Genomic DNA, 21,611 nt, shown 5'->3' with positions numbered 1-21,611 from the left:
CTTATCGCTCGTATTTTTTCTTTTGAAGAAAGTTTAGCCATTAAAAAGTGCACCTCCGATTGTTAGACTGTGTCTAACAATCGGGGTGCACTTCACTTAACGTACAGGGATTCGGCTATTTTTTGTCTAAAATGTGTCTAAGCGTACAATTTTCCCAAAATGATATGGTGACCCCATGCCCATCAACTTAAGAAAGGAAACAAAATGAGCTTTCGTTCATATAAACGAAAAAACTCTTGAAATATTTCGTGTCTTTAAAAATGATCATACCAAATATACCTTGATAGGTATCGTTTTTAAAAATTATGCAGCTTTTTTCTGTTTTCTCAATTCATTATACTCATAGACAACACCCAAAATATCAAAGACTGTTTTCTTCTCATATCGATGAGATTTCCGGCCGTTCTTTTGGAGTAAGTGGAACAGGCGGATTAGAATCTTTGTTATTTCTTGGGTGGTTTGCTGTATGGCTTGATATAAAATGTGTAAATGATCTTGAATCATTCCAATTGCTTTATATTCACTTAATTCTTGTTTCTTCTTTTGTAAAATTAATTGTCGCATCTTAAACATAGTAGAAGAACATAAAAAAATGGCAATGAGTTTTCCATAAACATGGCATTCTAATCGCTCCTGTTTAATATTTTGCCACTGATGAATTTGAAATAAGGATTTCCAAGTTTTAAAGATTATTTCGACTTGCCAACGGAGAGAGTAAAAATCATGGATTTGTTCCATAGGAACAATCTCCCAAGGTATATTAGTAACATATAGGTTCATGCCGGCCAATCGTTTGCTTTTTTCCGAATATGTAATGCCCTTTTTACTTTCTGTATACACTTGTTTTTTCATACGCTCGCGAAGTTGTTTTTCTGTTAATCGATACAGAATTACCCGGGTGAATAGTTTTTTATCCTTTCCAATATAAGCATCTTTTATTTCATAGACCTGACCTGATTTTAAGGTATCCATTATGTGTTCTAAATCAACTTTGATGTACTGAGACTGTTTTTTTATTGTCCCATTTCGAAAGTATTCAGGAAATTCATTTTTGATATACACCTTATTGTTTAATTTGAGCCGTGATATATAATACACACCACGTTGGTCCATTTGATCTAAATCATCCAGTGAATAATAGCCTAAATCCCGAATACATAGATCACCAGGGCGTAATGTTGCTAAACACTCTGTTCCAAAGGTTTTATCATTATTTTTCCCTGGTTCCACTTGGAAATTTAAAAACTGGCCACTATGTAAATCATATTCTAATTGGATTTTTATACCCGCTGTTTGAGCACAACCACCTGATCCAGGATACACACTAGCTAAATGCTTTGGTACCTGGAAAATCGTTGCATCTAAAATACGAATTCGTTGAAAATAAGCGATTGAAGAGCTTGGAATGGCTGATGTTTCACAAATCTTACTTTTTAATAATGTAGAGAAAATGTGTTTTAAAAAGCAAACAGCTTTTTTATTAAAACGCTTATTGAGTCCTTCTGGACTCATGAGTGTTCCTGTAACAGCATGAAGTTGACTACACAGTCTCACTAAAGAATCACTCGCTATCCGTTGACTGATCCAGACACATATAGTAACCAAATCATGACTAGAAAATTTACGTTTCCGTTGTACAAAACCTAGTTCTCTAGCAAGATCTTCTAAAAATGAAGGGGTAAGATGTTCATATAACTCTTCAGCAAATAATTGTAGTTCACTTTGAATCGAAAGATTCATAAAAAACGTCATCCTTTCTGCATATTTCTACAAAAATGATAACGTTTTTTTTTATTTGAGGGTATTAAAACCTCTTAAGTTGAGGGTGATGTACGGTGCCCCCTATTGGTCTAAATAAAGTTAAGTTATTTAAGAATATGATAAAGTTAAAAAATCTTTAATCTGTTTAATTTTCAATGTAGTAGAAGGTCTTATATACAGGTGATATATATAGTTGTCTTGTTCCCAATGTATCATCCAACCACTATAAGAAGTATTTTGTCTACATAAAAAGAGTTCATTAACTTGCTTGCCTAAAAAATCACAACTTAATTTTTTTATATTCCAACTCTGTCTTTTTCCAATCCTATTTCCAGTACGTGGAGGTAATGGGTCTGACAAATTTTTAGGAGCAATCCAAAGCCATACTCCATCCGTATAATTTAATTGAGATCTATATAAAAGATGCATTTCTTTACCAGAATGATGATCTCGATATCCAATGGAATCTAAAAAATAATTATCAAATATTTGTGGGGGCGATATAGGTAGTTCAATCATTAACTCTTTTAGAAAAGTCATATCATTTTCAAACCAATCAACTCGTGTAACTTCATCCTCATTATCCCATTTTGGTTTTTTAAAACGCGAAGTAAAGCTACTAGTAGAAAAAGATTGTTTTCCTAAACTTTCTATAAAAGATTCATTAACTGGCTCTAACGTTTTTAAAATTAACAAAATGTCTTTTTCTGTATAAACACCTTTTAAAACAGATAATTCAATATTCGTAAACCACTTTGCATAGCATGCTGCTTGGTTTCCTTTATAATCTGTCCCTATAAACCCAACAATACCATTTATATTAAAAGATTTACCTTGACATATTAAATTAGTATCAGCTGTTATAACAGGTATAGCCCAATCATAAAAAAACTGTTTAATTCTTATGATTCCTTTCTCATTCTTTATTTCAAAACGGATGGAAGAGCGTACTGTACTCGATTCTTTTCTTAAAGATATATTGTCAATTGAGTATGTATCTGGCAATTTGGGTACCAAAATTACAAAATTAGTGTGCTTTTGAGCTTCTTGCAATTCATTTATTGTAATTGATTCTATCATGAAACATCGCCCCCACTTATAAATTTGATAACAGTAAACGTCAAGTAACTCCAAAATATACAATAAAAGTTGATTTTGGAGTTACTTGACGTTTGCTTCACTTTTTTCGGTTTATGGATACAATTTCATTTATTTTTTTGATTCCTTGCAGCCGGCATCCATCTTTGGACAATTGGCTCTTGATTTCCTTTCTCCTGACTTCCTACCACTTCTATTCCACGCTTCTCTAACCATAATTTAGAAGTCTTTAAAAACTCTAAATCTACACCAAAAGCAAAGTGTTTCGTCTCAAAGTCTTTAATAGTGTGTACTTCCCATAGTCCAAGCAATTGTTTTCTATTTTCTCCTACCCAAAAGAAAGCCACTCTTCTTTTAGGTAGTTTTCTTGCTAATGCTAACCCTAACTTATTTTGATAGAAATCTATCGCCTTTTCTAAATTTCTTACATGTAAATGAGTTTCGTATATGTTCTGTATCATTCTGCTTATTCCTTTCTTTATTGGTAACTACGGGTTGAGTAGTTACTGTAATTCTAAATCTGAAGTATGTATAATCATTGTAATGTATCTCTATATCCAATATACCTATTTATTATTATATCGAAATTGAAGTATGATAAATCCAACTGAGGTAGCAAATTCAAATAAAAATTCTACTACTTTTGTAGGAGAAACCTCCATTAAATTCAGATGAAATCATATTTAAATACTGAAAAAACGCTATTCTTTTAGTAAGAATATAAAGAAGGGATAGCATTTTTTACTCTTGGGGGTAGTTAATATTTTTAAGTTGATGGGCATGTATGGTGACCCCATGCCCATCAACTTAAGAAAACAGGTTACCCCCAAAACGGTAAAAATAAATAATAAATTTTTCAATTTAACACAAATTTATTTTAGAATTCAATAGAGTGCCTCTCAATTTAAGCGAATTTTAAGTGTTAATATTTACCTGATAATATTATAATTTATATACCAAAAATATATAAGAAACGGAGAATTATCATGCTGAATATAGATATTAATCGTTTAACTGATATTTGTTTAGAATATCAGCAGTCTAGATTTTATGTTACTAGAATACCTGAAGATTTCTTATCAAGTGCAAAAAAACGTTTCTCTATACCAACGAATGATCGAATTATTGCTTTTTTAAGTTGCAATTTATTTGGCTCAGGAAAATATGGTGTTTATTTTACAAGTTCGGGTTTATATTGGAAAAATTGGTTATTAGGTAAAGGAAATATGAAATGGGATAAATTAAATGAAGTGCAACAAATTGAAATTGATAAAGATGGTTTTTTATCTTTTGATGCACAAAAAAGTTTTAATATTAACGGTAGTGATTATCCACCGCAGTTATTTAAAGAATTACTTATAGCTCTTACAAATTCGTTCCACAATTCAAAGCAAAATGATATACATCCAGTTATAAAAATTGACGAGATAAAATCAATCTGCTCTTTGTTTGAGACGTACGATGAATTATTAGAACCTGATAATGGTTTATTTGTAGACAATCATATTTCAGACAAAAAGCTAAAGGAAATTTGGGCACGATATATTGTTTCAAAAGAAGAAAAAATCATTGCTTTTTTAGATACCTCTGTCCTTGGTAATTTGAGTAAAGGATCGGATGGCGTATTAATTTGTCAATCGGGGATATATTTTAGAGAAACTTTTGTACACTTGTATTTTCCATGGCATGTCTTTAGGAATATCCCTATTACATTGAATTCAAACGAGTTAGAAATCGGAAAAGGAAACATATTTCATCTTCAACATGCCAGAATGTCTAGTCAAGAGATTCTATTATTCATCAAAAATTTAAAACAGCTTGTTAATACGTTATATGAGGAAAATAATTGTTCACCCAACACAGAAGGGTCTTAATATAATTTAATATTTTATTTAATCTAATATAAAAAAACGCTATTCTTTTTGTAGAAATATACAGAAAGGGTGGCGTTTTTTATGAATCTTTCGATTCAAGGTGAGCTACAACTATTTGCTAAAGAATTACACCAATATCTTACTCCTTCATTTTTAGAAAGACTTGCTAGAGAACTAGATTTTGTACAACGAAAGCGTAAGTTTTCGGGTCACGATTTAGCCACTATCTGTGTTTTGATTAGTCAACGGGTAGCGAGTGATTCTTTAGTTAGACTGTGCAGTCAACTTCATGCAGCTACAGGAACTCTTATTAGTCCGGAAGGACTCAATAAACGTTTCAATAAAAAAGCTGTTTGCTTATTAAAACATATTTTCTCTGTATTATTAAAAAATAAAATTTGTGAAACATCAGTAATTCCAAGCTCTTCAAGCGCTTATTTTCAACGAATTCGTATTTTAGATGCAACGATTTTCCAAGTTCCAAAATATTTAGCTAGCGTGTATCCTGGATCAGGTGGTTGTGCACAAACAGCGGGTATAAAAATTCAGTTAGAATATGATTTACATAGTGGACAGTTTTTAAATTTTCAAGTTGAACCGGGGAAAAATAATGATAAGACCTTTGGAACAGAATGTTTAGCGACATTACGGCCAGGCGATCTATGTATTCGAGATTTAGGCTATTATTCACTGGATGATTTAGATCAAATGGACCAACGAGGCGTGTATTATATATCGCGGCTTAAACTAAATAATATGGTGTATATCAAAAATGAGTTTCCTGAATACTTTTTAAATGGGACAATAAAAAAACAATCTCAGTACATCAAAGTTGATTTAGAACAAATTATGAATACCTTAAAACCAGGACAGGTCCATGAAATAACAGACGGTTATATTGGAAAGGATAAAAAACTATTCACACGAGTTATTATGTATCGATTAACTGAAAAACAACTTCATGAGCGTATGAAAAAACAAGTGTATACGGAAAGTAAAAAGGGCATTACATATTCAGAGAAAAGCAAACGATTAGCTGGCATTAACATATATGTTACCAATACACCTTGGGAGATTGTTCCGATGGAACAAATACATGATTTTTACTCTCTTCGCTGGCAAATCGAAATTATCTTTAAAACTTGGAAATCACTTTTTCAAATCCATCATTGGCAAAATATCAAACAAGAGCGATTAGAATGTCACATTTATGGAAAACTTATTGCTATTTTTCTATGTTCTTCTACTATGTTTAAGATGCGACAGTTGATTTTACAAAAGAAACAAAAAGAATTAAGCGAATATAAAACCATTGGAATAATAAAAGATCATCTATACATCTTGTATCAGGCTATACAACAAAACACTCAAGAAATAACAAAAATCTTGTGCCGTCTATTCAGCCTCTTACTGAAAAATGGACGAAAATCTCACAGATATGAGAAGAAAACAGTCTTTGATATCCTGGGTGTTGTCTATGATTATAGTGAATTGGAAAAACAAAAGAAAATTGTATAATTTTTAAAATTGGGTTGATTGAGGTTTATTTGGTATGCTCATTTTTAAGGACACAAAGTATTTTAAGAGTTTTTCCGTTCATATGAACGGAAGTTCATTTTATTTGGGTTCTTAAGTTGATGGGCATGTGGCGGTACCCCATCGCTATCAAGCTAAAGATTTATTGCAACCCCTAGAACGAAATTTTTAGGATTTCTTGTAATAAAAAAGGATATTTTATTATTTTGACTGTCTGTATATAACTTTTTCATGATTTATAAAACCATCTTACGAAACCGCCTCCTATTACAGAACTTGCCCTATATATTGGGAAATCAAATTTGGAATGTACCTAACTTAACCCTTTAGTATATAATAGTATTTAGAAAATAAAGGAAAAGATCTGTTTTTAATTATAGCCCTAAATATTTCTCAGTGTGTATTAGTATATAAGGTTCTGGTGCAAAGATAAAATGAAAACCAATAAAATGCATATGTTCCTAACAGAATTGTATTTTATACTACAAGTTCAAACAATTGATGGATGAATTCTTTCTGATTTTGGACAGACTGGTCCCGTAAATCAATCTGTTCTTTTTTAATCATATGCATAGCTTCTACTCCAGAAAGAATGGATGTAGCTGTGTCAAAGCATTTAAACCCTAGCATAGAACGGATTCGTTTCTTGATAAAGCGATGATCTTGTTCTACTATATTATTCAAGTACTTTTGTTGTCTAAGTCGCATACCGTTAGGTATGCTTTTTTCTTTTTTCAACTGTTCAATTGCTATAGGATAAGCTGGATTCTTGTCGACTGTTATAACACGAGGCTTTGAAACATGAAAAGACCGCAAAGCTTTCTTGAAAAAGCGCTTTGCAGCCTTCTGATCTCTTGTTTTGCTTAGGCAAAAATCGATTGTGCTTCCTGTCGAATCAACAGCACGATACAGGTACATCCATTGCCCTTTTACTTTGATATATGTTTCATCGACTCTCCAAGAGTCATTTGTTTGTTTGAGGTAACGTCGGATCCGTTCCTCCATCATTTCCACTAAATCACGAAAACTGAGATTGTACCGTAGGTACCATCTTACTGTTAATAAGATAATATCAGGCTGATAGTGCTTCCATTTGAACAAATTTCTCTTTTCCATACTAATCACACACCTTTTTAGAGTAATAGTATCAGTATGTCCAAGGTTTATAGATTTTTTGCACCAGAACCCTTATTATTACGTCAAATGATTACAATATTAGTAGATTTAAAAAACTGATTGGTGAACACAATATTTCCCTCACAAATACTGAATACTCTCTTGAACCTGATATGTTTAACTGGTTATTTTATGTTTATACGGAACGTGATGGAATATTAAACGCCGAAACAAAATTAGAAAATATTAGTGGTTTTGTAGGAAATGTAACTGATGACGCCAATGTTTTTACAGGAGCATCTTACCAGACGACAGAACTAATAGCGACCAAAGCGTTTATAAGTAATGGTGGAGAACTAAAAAAGATAACACTTAGCGTTAGAGACACAGATGTAGATATTACTTGTATGGTTAATGAAAATTCTACTGTTGTAATAAGTTGTAATGCATCATTAAAATTAAGAATAATGGATAGCATGGATGATGCAACTTTTCTGTTATTGTATTTATATGGTTACTTAATCCTTAGGTTAAAACAATTGTATATGAATGAATCGGAGAGCTTTATCAAAGAAGATAATCCCAAATTTTCAAAGAAAATTGGGATTGATGTAATTAAATCAATTGTTGAAAAAAATAATATTTTATTGAAAGATCTTGAGTCATTTTTGCTAGAAGTCGCATGTGAGCAAGAGCATAGTTGATAATTGTGTTTACTTAATCAAAATGACAGGTTCTATTGCAAATTTTCTTAACAAATACATACTTAGGTTGAGTACAATTAAATCTCATGCAATTGTTAGTAACTTTCGTAATTCATTGTACGTTGAAAAACCACAGTTTGGCCACAAACTGTGGTTTTTTCTTATATATAGCCATGAATGGTTTTGATTCCTTTCAAGGGGTACGGAAACGATTCAAAGTGTGAGGGTCCACTCTGGGGAAATATTTAAATTGATACGATAAGTATAAACAAGAAACCTATCCGCAGATAGGTTTCTATTTTTATTAACAGATGTGCTTTTTATACTTGAAAATTATGTGAATTTATAAAGAGAACAAACAACGGTCTAAGGAACCTGAAAATTCCAATGGATATTTTGAATAAAAAACTTTAAATCAATATATATTTAATAATAAATTCTTAAAAAATATAAGTATTGGTTAATATAGAAGAAGAATGGGGGATTCTTACAGAAAGGTATATATTTTTATTGGTTTATAATCTATACAAATAAAATATACATATAAATGTGTATAAATATAAAATATTAAATCCGACCTATCTCTCTATTTGTGTTTGTCATTGGCTATTCTGCTTTCTTGTTGTTTAAAATAAAAAGAGGAACAACTAATGTTCCTCTTTTAATCTCTAAGAATTTGGTATATGGACAGCTTATATTTTAAATAAAGTTCAAACGAAAATGAAATTTGCAACATTTCACCTATAAACACTAAAAACAAACAAAGAGCGATTTTTTCACCCTTTGTTTGTTGTAGATTATTTATTTAATTCAGCTTTTGCTTGTTTCAAGAGATACTCCTTTTCTTGCTCTGGCGTAGCCTCTTTATATGCTTTACCGTCGTTCCCATCTTTCCACTTACTCAACATATTATGCTCTTTAACTATTTGAGAAAAATCCCCGTGTTCCCATCGATCGATGATCATACGATACTCTCCTAAATGCTTTACATACATTGGAGTGCTTTTAGTGATTGCCTCTTTTACTTCTTGAATATTCTCGGCACTCATTTTGATAAAGCCCTCTTTCTTATCGGATAACACCTTTTGATTAGTCATTTTGAGCATTGTATCATTTATGCGTTTTTCAGCTTCCACTGCCACTTCGACTTTTTCCCCTTTAACCGAGTTGATCATTTCCTCCTCTTTGTGATTCCCGAGGTAATCCCCAACTTTAAAACCTGTTAAAACACCGATCGCTATACAAAAAATTAAAATCAATGATACTTTCGTTATTTTTCTCATTTATTAATCCTCCTTTACTATGAAGAGCCATTTGCAATATAACTTTTATAGAGCAGCTCGACATTTGCGCTCTTTAATAATTTAAGCATAAATTCTATGTTCTTTTTAAAAACAGGTATAATTTATCAGTGCAGTACAACAATTCCTTATATGATCCTTTTTTCCTTTTCTAATAGGTAACCTGCGCTTTCAACCAATTTGATTTCATCAATAAGAGAAAAAACAGTCTTTGATATATTAGGTGTCAATTACAATTGTACCATTTCTAAAGATCGAGCGGCTTAATTGAAAAAAACAAACCCCATTAGGATTTATGATGTATGTAAATTCTTAAATAATCTACACCACTCCCCTGAAAATTTCCTAAGTCTTAGTTTGATAGTGATGTGGAAGACCCCCCTTTTATAGTTTATAGAAGAAGTACATCAGTTATCTATTAAAACTATTATTTAAAAAAATTTCCTAAATGTTTTATTTATTCTACTTTCGTTTCACTTAATAAGGTAAGGAGCTAATTTACTAGATAACTTGATTAAATAGGGGTATCCCCCATCGCCATCAAGCTAAGATTAAGTAAAAGTCCGTCAACTAGATTTTTTCTATTTTCTAAAGAGTTGATATCAGCTTTCTAAAAATCTGCATACCAAATAAACCCTAACGGGTTTCATTTTTTTAATTAAGCTACATGATTGTGAGTAACGAAATAATTGTACACGACACCCAATATATCAAAGACTGTTTTCTTCTCATATCGATGAGACTTCCGCCCATTTTTATGCAAGAGATTGAACAAACGAAGGAAGGTCTTTGATAGTTCCTGGGTGTTTTGTTGTAGAGATTGATATATAAGTAGGTAGTAATCTTTAATGATATAGACCGCTTTATATTCACTTAATTCTCGTTTCTTTTTGACGAGGAGTAAGTGACGCATTTGAAACATAGTGGAGGAACAAAGAAGGATACTAATTAATTGCCCATATAAATGACACTCTAGCCGTTCTAATTTTACAGAATTACAATGATGAATACGAAAAAATGATTTCCATGTTTTAAATATCAATTCAATTTGCCATCGTAAGGAGTAAAAATCGTATACTTGTTCCTTTGGTAGATATTCCGAAGGGATATTCGTAATGTAAAAGTTTATTGCACTAAGCCGCTTACTGCGTTCTTTATAGGTGATTTGTTTCTTATGTTCTTTAGATGCTAAATCTTTTTGCCTACGTTTCATTTGTGTTTCAGTTAATTTATATAAGATAAGTCTTGCAGGAAGTTTTTGATACATTCCGATATAAATCTCAGGAATCTCATATGTTTCACCAGACTGTAATTGGTCAATAAATTGCTCCATATCTAGTTGAATGTACTCAGAATGCTTTTTTATCGTTCCATTGTGAAAGTATTCAGGTTCCCTATTCTTTTGATATATACGAGTATTGAGCTTTAATCGTGAAATAAAATAAGCATCACACTCGCTTATAATATGTAGATCTTTTAAGTCGAAGTATCCTAAATCACGTATACATACATCGTGTGGTTGAAGAGACGTTAGGCAAGTGGATCCATACGTTTTATCATTGTGTTTTCCCGATCCTGCATGAACATGTAGAAATTGACCACTTAGTAAATCGTACTCTAATTGAATTTTTACACCAGTACTTTGACCACTACCTCCTGAACCTTGATATGTAGAGGCAAATTTATCTGGAACCTGAAAATGTGTAGAATCCAATACACGAATCCGACGAAAATAGTTTGTATACGATGTTGGAATTTGGCTAGATAAACAAAATTGTTGATGGAGTAAAGAGGCTAATATTTGTTGTAACAACTGTACAGCTTGGGAATTAAAGCGTTGATTGAGTCCTTCTGGGCTCATAGAAATACCTGTGTTAACTTCTAATCGGCTACATAGTTGTGTCAATGAAGTATTTGCTATATTTTGGCTTAACCAAACACATAGAGCCACAAAATCCTGCGCGCGGTATTTACTTTTTCGTTGAACAAATCCTATCTCTCTAGCTAACTGTTCCAAAGCATACGGTGACATATATCGTTGTAGTTCTTTAGAAAACAATTCTAGTTCATCTAAAATCGATAAATTCATACAAAAACGCCATCCTTCCTGTATAATTCTACAAAAAGAATAGCGTTTTTTTCGTAATTTGAATACAAATTTATCTCAGCTTAATGAATATAGAATGGATTTTCTTAATTTAAATAGTCATCATAAGTAAAACAGCAACGATATTGGCAGATGCATGAGCTATCCAAGAAATATAGATATTCTTCGTTTTATAGAAAATAACCCCAAAAATCATACTATCTATGAATACTGTTATTAAATCTATTAAAACCACAATAAAATTCCCAATAGATATATGCATCAATGTGAAAATGATAGATGATAATAAAATCGAATAAACAGGTTTTATAAGCCAGTTAAGTCTTCCTTGCACTAAACCTCTAAAAGTAATTTCTTCTCCTAAAGCTAATATTAGTAAAGTGAAAAGTAAATTCCCATTAATTGCTTCAATGAAATCAGCTCTTTCTAATACATGATCTAACACTTCTGGAAATATATTTTTATACAAAAGGAAATAAATCACTTGTAAAATCACGCCAACCAATATTACAAGTGGCCAAGAATGTTTCAAATCGCTCAAGATATTTTTTCGATTAAATCCAATACTTTCCCTTGTCCTTTTTCTAGCCATTCTCTCTATTAAAAAATATACAATCGGTAGTATGAATACTAATCCTTTTATTTGTGGAATAAAAAAAGTACTGACTAACATAGCGACTACAAAAATCACCATTTCAAGAAAGGGACGTTTCTCGAACAAAATTGTCTTCATTTGAACCTCCATTAACTAAAGATGTTACTTACATGTATTGTTTTTTCTTTTCATAAGATATTCTAGCCAGCTTATCTCCATTTCTAAATGACGAACGCCATAATCGAGGAGTGAAGAACGATGGTAAAATTCTTCAGAATTACTTGACTGAGACGTTTGTACTGCAACAATTTCCTCGACTTGTTGAAGCTTAGACTTTTGATTTTTTAAATGATAATAAAATTCTTTTAAAAGATTCGAGCGTTTGTCTTTCTCTAGATAATCAATAAAGAATATTTTTACTAAGTGTTCATTTTTAGTAGTTTGTAAAGGCTGCTCAAGCCATTTGAAAAGTGCAACTTTTCCTGCATTCTGTATCGTATAATTTTTTTTGTTTTTACTATCACCCTTCACATTTTTTACACTTACCCATTCTTTTTCCTCGAGCCTTTTAAGTGCGGGATATAGACTACCAAAACTGGACTTGTAGAAAAAACCGATAGAGTGATCGATATTCTTCTTCAAGTCATAGCCGCTCATCGATTCCTCATGTAACAAACCTAATATGATATATTCAAGCATTTTGTCACCTCAACTTTATATCTAAATTATATATCGTTTCGATATATTGAGCAATAACTTTTTATTTGAATGTATGAAATTATACATTATGAATCCCCTAGTTTTTTGTACTTGGGCTTAAATTTTTCAAATATAAAAATACCACTATTTATAAGAATTGGGATTATTTTTTCGTTATGGGGAGAAAAGAATTTCTTAGGTTGATGGGCATGTGGCGGTACCCCTATAAGCAAAAGTGTTTCTTCATTAATGATTTTCTTACTAATTAAAAACTAATAACTTGTGATGAATCTCTGATTTTTCTTTTCAAGAATATGAATTTATATCATTGGATTGGAGATAACCTAAATAACTAGCTGAGCAAAAAGCCAATTTCCTTAGCGTACAGGAAATTGGCTTTTTGTTTAACGTGAGGTAGTTATTTTCAGCTGAAAAATCAATGATGGAAATAAAATCCAGTCTTTGACCCATTTTTACACGTATCTCGGCTGAACCCCAAATACGCGAAGGTTGGGAAATTAGTAAATCATAGATAAAAACGTCCTATATTTTAATAGGACGTTTTTTCTTCTATAAATAATGTATTTGAGATGTATTGTACTCATAACTATAAATGTTTTTTAATTATGGACATTATACAAGTCGACCAATTCTCCAATATCTAAAAAGGACGGTTTAACTACTTACTTATATCTATCTATAATTAAATAAACCTACTTCTCCTCATACCATGGGTTTAAATGAATTAGTACTTCATATATTTCTGGGTTCTGATTTATAATAGTAGTTTTTATATCCCTACAAATATCATGTCCATGCTGGATGCTTAAATGTGCCGGGACACTAATTCTAATATCAATTAATACATAGTGACCATGATCACGTGCGCGCATTCTATCAATTCTTTTTACAAAAGGATGGGCCTGAATTATTCTCTTATATTCACTACATTTCTCGGTATGAATACCACCTTCCATTAATATATATATTGATTCTTTCCCCATACTAATCGCTAACTTTAATACGAAAAAGGAAACGATAATACCAGCTAAAGGATCCCCATATGCTGCATATGGAATGGAATAGATATTGTTTATCAAAGCAATACCAATTCCAATTACAGCTGCAATTGAGGCATAAACATCAGCAAGATGATCATAAGCAGTTGCTATAAGCCCTTTGCTGCTTGTTTTTCGACCAATTCGTATTGTGTATACATATAAAATTTGCTTCCATATTAATGAAATAATCGCTGCTATAAAAGCAATTATATGGGGTTCTGTCGCTGGTTCAAATAATGACTTTATTGATTCATAAGCCATAAATAAAGCCGCTAAAATTAAAATCACAGCTACAATTCCTGATGATATAACTTCTGCTTTACCATGTCCATAAGGATGATCTTCATCAGCTGGCTGGTTTGAAATTTTCATTGATCCCAATGAGGCTACGGATGCTACAACATCGGCAGCATTATGAATCCCGTCGGCTAATAATACCTGACTTTTGAAAAGTAAACCGACTATAATTTTGATGAGAGTCAGAAATATATTGCTAATTACACTAATCCATGCTGCCAATAAGGACGTTTTTTGGTTAGCATTCATAGTTATCCCCACCTTAACTTTACTCTTGTTTCAAAATATTATTGTTTAATTCAATTGTGTAGTTATAAGTCTATGTCTCATCATTTTAATTTCTTTCATACATTACCCAATAATAAGTGTGTGGGTCTATACAAACATTTTCTCCCATCAGTAAAGGTTTAAAGCATAACTTACTTTGTTCTTTTATCCTTATTTGTTATGAAGTGTAAAAAGAGTGACACAAAATGCCATGCTTTTATTATTCCTTTTACGTTTAGTATTGGAGTTACTTTAACATCCTTAAAATAGTAATTATGATTGAATAAAAAGACGAGAGTTGGAAATTAGGAAATCATAGAAAAAACGATCTATAAGATGTAATACTGAACCTAAAATAATTAAAGATAAATAAGATATACTACACGACGACGCATGTTGTTTAACAATGTAGTTTTAGGGTGTATTATCCCTTTGCTTGATACACCTATTGTTTATGTTTTTTATCACCCTTTTATCATTACAAACATCAAAGCGACTAATGTGTTGCTTTGATGTTTGATGAAATGTTTTCAGGTATGATTACTAATTCATTCTGCGCATTAATCTTTACTCATCTGATCACAACAATTATTTTTACAGGTTGTCCATTTCACATAGCTGTAGCAAATACTATAAGATTAAAAGCATATAATTGAATATGAGTGTAAACTGTATACATTATTTATCCTTCTTTTAACTTCTTGGAGATTTTCCATATGATTGAGTATCTCTTTACGCTTTTCTTTAATTACACTCTTTGTATGTTAGTTTTTAAACTTTAATTAATCCTTCATTTATTTAAGAATTCATAAATCAGTTGAAATATTTGCATCAAATTCATCTGATTTTTTAGTATCTATTTTTTTCCCATCTATTGTCATCTTTATTTTTTGTTTTTGGTTTGCTGTTACCACCCAAGTATTTGGTAAATAACGATCTTCATGTGATAATGTAGAAGGTGAATTTATAACCTTTCCTCCTAAATATAGCGTAGCAGAAGAACCTCCATCCATTGCCATTGCATTTATTGCTCCTTTTTCATATAGAATATCTTGACACTCTTTTAACGTGGCTCCTATGCTATGTGTTTGTCTACCATCTATCACTAGAAACATTATTGTGCCATCTTCTTTTTGAGCCATAATACTTCGTGGAGCAGAACCCCAACCACCGTCTCCTTCTGTGATCATTTTTTCTCCATTTACAATTAACTGTGGCATAAATCCTGCTGCTGAAACGACTTGTTTATCCAAAAGTTGTTGGGTAGAATAATTTCCTGTTATCATTTGTCCAAACTTTGTTAAACCGGTAATAATTGTAGGGGTATTTTTATCTATATTTGTATCAATAGCTTTTCCATTTTCTATTACTATTCCAGTTGCAACATTTCCTCCACCTCTTCCTGTCTCATCAGCAAATCCACTTGCATTCACAGCAACAAGTGCATGATTACGTTTTGCCATTACACTAATTTTTTCTCCCCTGTTAGCTCCTTGTGTTCCTTGATGGCTAACAAGTTTAACATTGAAGGGATTGCTAATGGTAATTAACTTTCCTTCGAAAAGAAAACGACTATCTTTATTACTTTTAATTGTTTCTACATCAATTTCTAATGGCTGATTTTTTAATTCTTCTAATCTTTTTCCTGCTATTTTTTTATAAATAGCCTCATCACTATTTGACCATTTTGGATGATTAATTCTATCTTGCAGTTTATCTAGTTCCTTTTGGGATAGGAATGTATATTTCGCATATTGTGGATGCTGAGAAGTTAGTATACTCCCAGCAATTGTTACACGAAGATCTCGGCCATAGTTAGTACCAAATAATATTCCTATGCCAATAAGCATGAAAATAGAAAAAAGAAGCAAAATTCGTTTGAAGATTTTTCTTAGATGTTTCATAGGTTTCTCCTCCGGCATTAATTACATTCAATGAATCCTTTAAGATATTATTTTCCTAAAGACAAAAGTGTTTGTTTCCCTCATTCCCGAGTTCCCCACTGTGTCTTGGCAAGCAAAGCAAAATACTTATTCTACATTTCGTATTTATTTCAGTGTATATTTACAAATTTAATAACGTTTTTGCAACCATGAAATAAATTACTAATCCTGTTCCGTCAACAAATGTTGTAATAAATGGACCAGAAACGACTGCAGGATCTAATTTTAATTTTCTCAGAATCAAAGGTAAAACAGCTGCAACAAGAGAGGCCCAAATAACAATAAATATTAAAGTGATTGCTACAACTTGTGCAACTTCTGTTCCAACTCCTAACATATAAGCACGAGTGAGCCCAGCTACCCCAAGTGCAAGTCCAAGAAGCATGCCAATTGCAAATTCCTTTTTCATTACACGGAAAATGTCTTTAAATTTCACCTCTCCAATACCGATTGCACGAGTAATTGTTGCTACAACCTGTGTTCCTGTATTTCCTCCAGTACCTACTAATAACGGTACAAAGAAAGCTAAGGCAACTACTGTTTCAATTTCGTCTTCAAAATACTTTAGTACTGTACCTGTATATGCTTCAGCAACAAAAAGAAGCAATAACCATGGTAGACGTTTGAAGAAAATGCTCCAAATACTAGATTCAAAGTAAGATTGATTTAACGGTTCACTTCCGCCTAACTTTTGGATATCTTCTGTAGCTTCTGCTTCCATAACATTCATTACGTCATCAAATGTTATAATACCAATCATTTCATTATTTGCTGTTGTTACGGGTAATGCTGCTAAATTATAATTCAGTAGCTTTTTTACAACTTCTTGCTGATCAACTTCAGCGTGTACTGAAATTATCTCTTGAATCATGATAGTAGATAATATCTCTTCATCTGCTGCTAGTAATAACTCATGTATGGAAACGATTCCCTTAAGATAACCATGACTATCAAGAACATAGATATAAGATATTGATTCTACATTTTCAGAATGTTCCCTAATGTACTTCAATGTCATTTTTACTGACCAATTCCCTCTAACTGCAACAAAATCACTTGTGACAAGACTTCCTGCCGTTTCAGGTTTGAAAGCCATTAATTTTTTTACATTATGTTTTGTAATTTTATTTAAATACGCCATTAATTTAGCTTGTTTTTCCGGATGAACCTCTAAAAGTAGATCTACTGTTTCATCAATCGGTTGTAAATCTAGTAACTTTTTAGCTTTGTTTTCAGATAAGTGAATTAAGATATTATATTTTTCTTCTGTACTCAAATGTTGAAGAATTTTTGAGCTTTTTAATACAGGAATCTTATCTAGTAATATGACTTGATCTTCAATTGAAAACCGTTTTACTTCTTGCGCAACATCATACGACGGATGACGTAAAACTTTCTCTGCATCCAAATTATTTTGGGTTACAAGTAATTCATTTAATAATTTCTTCATGTTAACTCCTCCTTATATTGCTAAGGGAGACTCTAGAGTTTCATGAGTGGTTTTGTGTTATTTTATCTGTCTAAAATTTTTATTAGAGCATTAATAGTTACATTGCAATCAATTTATTATTTAGAACTACCTCCTTTTTGAATATAGACAAGATAAAAATAAATAACATTAAACAAAAAAACCTTTACTCAAAAAGGAGTAAAGGTTTTTTACAATACAAATAAATGATTATTAAGACAGCTCTGCAAAAATCCCAGAGGTGCCTTTCTATCAAATCGTATACCACTCCCTCGTTGAGTTTTAGCACTGTATAGCATAGGTTTTTATAACCAGCTACATTAAAAAGGGCCTTAATCCGACCGTTCCTGTTGACCCATTGGCGTCTCTCGACATTTTTGGGCAGCAGCGTTTCTCTATACAGGAGCCTCACCTAACAAAGATTATTGAATTACTTCAAAATTTAAACCAGAATTTAATATTTGTCAACTAACTTTCGATTCGATTTATAATACATTCTTTTTTAGAGAAATGTAATTCAATTCTATTGTAAATTTGAAATTCAACTTAAAAGATATAAAATTTAAATACAATTAGTTCGAAGAAACGTTATAAAATATATGAAATTTCGTATAGGAAACTTATTGTTTATGATCAATTTGTAACTTTATAGCAGGAGTTGAATCATTAGTCATACCGTACTTCAAAAGAACATTCTTCAAAAATCTTATTTTATGATTAAAATCTTCTTTACTGTTTATCAAATTTATATGGTTAAACTACTCAATCAAATTATACACTACAGGCTGAAAATATGTATCTATACGAGATGATTAAATACATTTCCTCCTATTATTTCTCAAAATTCATAAAACAATAAAAAATATAAAATTAGCAATATGCTTACTTGACAAGCAAAAAAAAAATATTTATGCTGGCTACACGAAACAAATACATAAAATTTATATTGCTAAACCTGTTAGGTGAGGCTCCTATACAAACACAGGCTATTGCCCAAAAATGTCGAAAGACGCCAATGGGTAGAACAGGAATTGTCGGATTAAGGCTCTTCTTAAGATAGCTAAGTAATCAATTTCCATTACTTTACGTTGTATAGTGCCAAAGCTCTACTAGGGGGAGGAAAGCTTTATTTAGTCATGCCAATTTAAATCCCCCCTAGTATGTAACTAGGGGGGATTTTTGCGTAAGAAAACTGGGTGTAAGCGATAGAATCTTTCAAAACAAAAATACTATTTAGTAGTTGATGAGAACAAGTTTCTACTCATTAGCAAATGTAATATTAAGTGTTAATGTAAATCAGGAGGATATTAAAATGAAAAAAATATTAAAACTCGATTATCTATTGCTCCTCCCTCTATTCATAACATGTACTTTAGGTATTATCATGATGTATAGCGCGAGCTCCATTGTTGCTGTTCAACATTACGGTTATAACAGTAGGCATTTTGTTGATTCTCAATTAACAAAGCTATTTTTAGGAACAATAGGGTTAATAGTTTGTGCTATTCTCCCATATGAAATATGGAAAAAACGAATAGTCTCTATCTGTATTATGGTTGGGGGAATTTTTTTATTAATTATGGTTTTGTGGAAAGGAAAAGTGGTAAATAATGCTCAATCATGGATCTTTGGAATACAGCCAGCTGAATTTCTTAAATTAGGAACAATACTTGTAACAGCCCGTTTTTTTGCATTACGACAAGAACAAGCTAAAAAGATTTGGAGTGGTAGCGGAAAACTTTTATTTTTTTTAGCTGCAATTTTTTTTCTAATCTATAAACAGCCAAACTTAGGATCTGCACTTTTAATATTAGGTATAGGTTTTAGCATATTTCTTTGCTCTGGAATAAATGTAAATCTATTAATTAAAAGAATTATAATCAGTTCTATTTTTTGGTTACCTTTTTTATACTTTTTAATTCAATTTAGCTTGTCAGAAGTTCAAAAGACACGTATTACTACAATTCTCAATCCCTTTGTTGATGCGCAAGGAAAAGGATATCAGCTTGTAAATTCTTTTATTGCCATTGGCTCTGGAGGAATTACTGGACGTGGATTCGGAAATAGCATTCAAAAAACCGGTTATCTTCCAGAACCACATACTGATTTTATAATGGCAATAGTTTCTGAAGAACTAGGGTTTATTGGTGTATTTATTGTATTGGCAGGGGTTTTAACTATCGTTCTTCGTTCCTTAAAAATTGCACAACTATGTGTAGATCCATTCGGAAGTTTTATAGCAATTGGTATAGGATGTATGATTGGTATGCAATCCATTGTAAATTTAGGTGGTATTACGGGACTATTTCCTCTTACTGGTACCCCATTTCCATTTGTTAGTTTTGGTGGAAGTTCTTTAATGGTCAATTTAATAGCAATAGGAATATTGCTTAATATTTCAATTTTCAATAAAATTAGGTTTAATAATTACAATATGTAATTTTTTATATAATTCTATTTTTTGGAGATTATAAAATTTAACCTCATTGAGCAATCTATGTTCAAATAATTTCTAATTAGATTTTTAACTGTATGAATATTAATTTTACTACCATAAAAGGCAGGAGCTTTTGGTGAAAACTTATTAAATGATTGTTTAATCGATGTATGTGTCTTTTCATTATATGTATTATTCATCTCAATCACATACCCTTCACCTAAAATGATTAGAAATATATTGACTTGTTATTTTTCTTATATTGAATTTCATTGGACCACTTTTGTATTGTCGTATCGCCTATAAAAAAAAGAAAACTTAATTAAGTTTTCTTTTTTTATGTTATTCCAAATCCGATTAGTTTTCATAAAATATCTTATGTTTCCGCTGGAACGGATAAGTTTTAATTTCATCTGTATCTAAATTTTCATGAAATAAATGAATAGCTATAATTTGCCTACAATCATAGGTATGGTAATAATATGTACCAGACTCCATACACATTGCGCTTGTATAAATGGTATTATCTAATGTACCTTCTTCCGTTATTACTCCACCTTTTGGAACCTCACAATTTGATAAGATATGAAAAATGGCCGATATGCCCTCTTCTTCGTTATCTATACCTTGAATATTTTGTTTGCCATACGCTGCCCGAACAAACCTTGATGGTGGGGTGAAATCCCCAGGGAGCCCCATCGAACCAGAACCTTGTCCAAAAGCACTTAATAGTACATCCCCCCATTGTGTTGGCGCATATGGCTGCGATTTAAGACCGATATATTGTCTTAAATTTTGTAGATGCCAGTTAAACTCAGGACTATTGGTCATTACCCCAAGAGGATTATCATATATTTTTAGTCCTTCAGTTGTCGGCTCTAGTACAATACAATCTCCCCATTTATCCGCTAAAATCCAATGTAGCGGTGGAGTAACCCCTAAAACAGGTAATGGTACATCCAAAAAGGAAATACTATCTACAGAGTTCTTTAATTCTTCGACAGAATTGAATTGTGTGAGACTCCATGCCACAAAATCAAATGGAGCCAGATTCGTTTGATTTTCATCTATACTGTTACTATAACTTGCGAATCCTGGAAAATAGAGTGTTGCACATGTCATACCTGATTCATTTACTCCGTCCGCCAGGATGATCCTTCCTTGATGGTTAATCCCCATCCCTACAACAGCTTGTTTCGCCTCGATGGTTTCACCAGTTATATTGTTCCATTGATAACTTCGAGGAACTATTATTACTTCTTGATTGAAATCTAATGTAAAATCCATCGTTCTTGCAAAAAGATGCTGACCGCTTTTTGTCTGTAATGTCAAACTGGTACACATAAA

15 protein-coding genes, 2 pseudogenes and 2 riboswitches are annotated in these 21,611 nt (G+C 31.7%); of the genes and pseudogenes, 4 read left to right on the top strand and 13 right to left on the bottom strand.

The features are described from left to right. Positions 1–303 precede the first annotated feature (303 nt). The 3 genes and pseudogenes from ABH957_RS27765 to ABH957_RS27755 form a co-directional block, all read right to left on the bottom strand. Entirely contained in the window at positions 304–1,740 is a 1,437-nt protein-coding gene (locus ABH957_RS27765) for an IS4 family transposase (RefSeq protein ID WP_016093924.1), read from the bottom strand. Between the two features lie 129 nt (positions 1,741–1,869). Further along, entirely contained in the window at positions 1,870–2,841 is a 972-nt protein-coding gene (locus tag ABH957_RS27760; protein ID WP_340853523.1) for a hypothetical protein, read from the bottom strand. Positions 2,842–2,987: 146 nt separating this feature from the next. Next, positions 2,988–3,320: pseudogene (locus tag ABH957_RS27755) on the bottom strand (VOC family protein); the annotation flags it as partial. Between the two features lie 525 nt (positions 3,321–3,845). Here ABH957_RS27755 and ABH957_RS27750 point away from each other — a divergent pair. Next, positions 3,846–4,733, top strand: a complete 888-nt coding sequence (locus ABH957_RS27750) for a hypothetical protein (protein WP_404512717.1) — start codon at positions 3,846–3,848, stop codon at positions 4,731–4,733. Between the two features lie 81 nt (positions 4,734–4,814). Continuing rightward, positions 4,815–6,251: an IS4 family transposase gene (locus ABH957_RS27745; protein ID WP_404512715.1), complete on the top strand. Its 1,437-nt coding sequence runs from the start codon at positions 4,815–4,817 to the stop codon at positions 6,249–6,251. 495 nt (positions 6,252–6,746) lie between these two features. Here ABH957_RS27745 and ABH957_RS27740 read toward each other — a convergent pair whose 3' ends face one another. After that, positions 6,747–7,385 carry an IS6 family transposase gene (locus ABH957_RS27740; RefSeq protein WP_061688636.1) on the bottom strand — a complete coding sequence of 213 codons (639 nt, stop codon included), beginning with the start codon at positions 7,383–7,385 and terminating at the stop codon, positions 6,747–6,749. A 173-nt stretch (positions 7,386–7,558) separates the two neighbouring features. Between ABH957_RS27740 and ABH957_RS27735 the strand changes: the two genes are divergently transcribed. Beyond that, a complete protein-coding gene (locus ABH957_RS27735; RefSeq protein WP_404512713.1) occupies positions 7,559–8,089 on the top strand; it encodes a hypothetical protein in 531 nt (176 codons plus the stop codon). A gap of 797 nt (positions 8,090–8,886) precedes the next feature. Here the strand turns inward: ABH957_RS27735 and ABH957_RS27730 are convergent. The 7 genes from ABH957_RS27730 to mgtE form a co-directional block, all read right to left on the bottom strand. Further along, positions 8,887–9,372, bottom strand: coding sequence for a DUF6241 domain-containing protein (locus ABH957_RS27730; protein ID WP_002130387.1), 486 nt, complete (start codon positions 9,370–9,372; stop codon positions 8,887–8,889). A 676-nt stretch (positions 9,373–10,048) separates the two neighbouring features. Beyond that, positions 10,049–11,479: an IS4 family transposase gene (locus ABH957_RS27725; protein ID WP_404512711.1), complete on the bottom strand. Its 1,431-nt coding sequence runs from the start codon at positions 11,477–11,479 to the stop codon at positions 10,049–10,051. Between the two features lie 109 nt (positions 11,480–11,588). After that, on the bottom strand, positions 11,589–12,230 hold the full coding sequence (locus ABH957_RS27720; RefSeq protein ID WP_016093796.1) for a CPBP family intramembrane glutamic endopeptidase: 642 nt from the start codon (positions 12,228–12,230) through the stop codon (positions 11,589–11,591). A gap of 24 nt (positions 12,231–12,254) precedes the next feature. Further along, positions 12,255–12,791 carry a PadR family transcriptional regulator gene (locus tag ABH957_RS27715; protein WP_016093795.1) on the bottom strand — a complete coding sequence of 179 codons (537 nt, stop codon included), beginning with the start codon at positions 12,789–12,791 and terminating at the stop codon, positions 12,255–12,257. Positions 12,792–13,504: 713 nt separating this feature from the next. Continuing rightward, entirely contained in the window at positions 13,505–14,398 is an 894-nt protein-coding gene (locus ABH957_RS27710; RefSeq protein WP_404512709.1) for a cation diffusion facilitator family transporter, read from the bottom strand. A gap of 824 nt (positions 14,399–15,222) precedes the next feature. Next, positions 15,223–16,320, bottom strand: coding sequence for a phosphodiester glycosidase family protein (locus ABH957_RS27705; RefSeq protein WP_078205576.1), 1,098 nt, complete (start codon positions 16,318–16,320; stop codon positions 15,223–15,225). Between the two features lie 160 nt (positions 16,321–16,480). Beyond that, positions 16,481–17,809 (bottom strand): magnesium transporter, encoded by a 1,329-nt coding sequence (mgtE, locus tag ABH957_RS27700; RefSeq protein WP_404512707.1) that lies wholly within the window; start codon positions 17,807–17,809, stop codon positions 16,481–16,483. 277 nt (positions 17,810–18,086) lie between these two features. Then, a riboswitch (M-box (ykoK) riboswitch) is annotated at positions 18,087–18,254 on the bottom strand. A gap of 520 nt (positions 18,255–18,774) precedes the next feature. After that, a riboswitch (M-box (ykoK) riboswitch) is annotated at positions 18,775–18,951 on the top strand. A 188-nt stretch (positions 18,952–19,139) separates the two neighbouring features. On the opposite strand from mgtE, the gene ABH957_RS27695 reads away from it, so the two are divergent. Next, positions 19,140–20,267 carry an FtsW/RodA/SpoVE family cell cycle protein gene (locus tag ABH957_RS27695; RefSeq protein ID WP_404449784.1) on the top strand — a complete coding sequence of 376 codons (1,128 nt, stop codon included), beginning with the start codon at positions 19,140–19,142 and terminating at the stop codon, positions 20,265–20,267. Between the two features lie 116 nt (positions 20,268–20,383). On the opposite strand, the pseudogene ABH957_RS27690 reads toward ABH957_RS27695, so the two are convergent. Both ABH957_RS27690 and ABH957_RS27685 read right to left on the bottom strand, forming a co-directional pair. Beyond that, a pseudogene (locus ABH957_RS27690) lies at positions 20,384–20,464 on the bottom strand (serine hydrolase); the annotation flags it as partial. Positions 20,465–20,621: 157 nt separating this feature from the next. Continuing rightward, the gene (locus tag ABH957_RS27685; protein ID WP_404449786.1) at positions 20,622–21,608 is read right to left on the bottom strand and encodes a choloylglycine hydrolase family protein; all 987 of its coding nucleotides are present in this window, start codon (positions 21,606–21,608) and stop codon (positions 20,622–20,624) included. Between the last annotated feature and the right edge of the window lie 3 nt (positions 21,609–21,611).

The organism is Bacillus sp. RC242 (assembly GCF_044908245.1).
GTDB classification, from domain to species: Bacteria; Bacillota; Bacilli; order Bacillales; family Bacillaceae_G; genus Bacillus_A; species Bacillus_A mycoides.
This window is presented reverse-complemented; position numbering and strand designations above follow the sequence as displayed.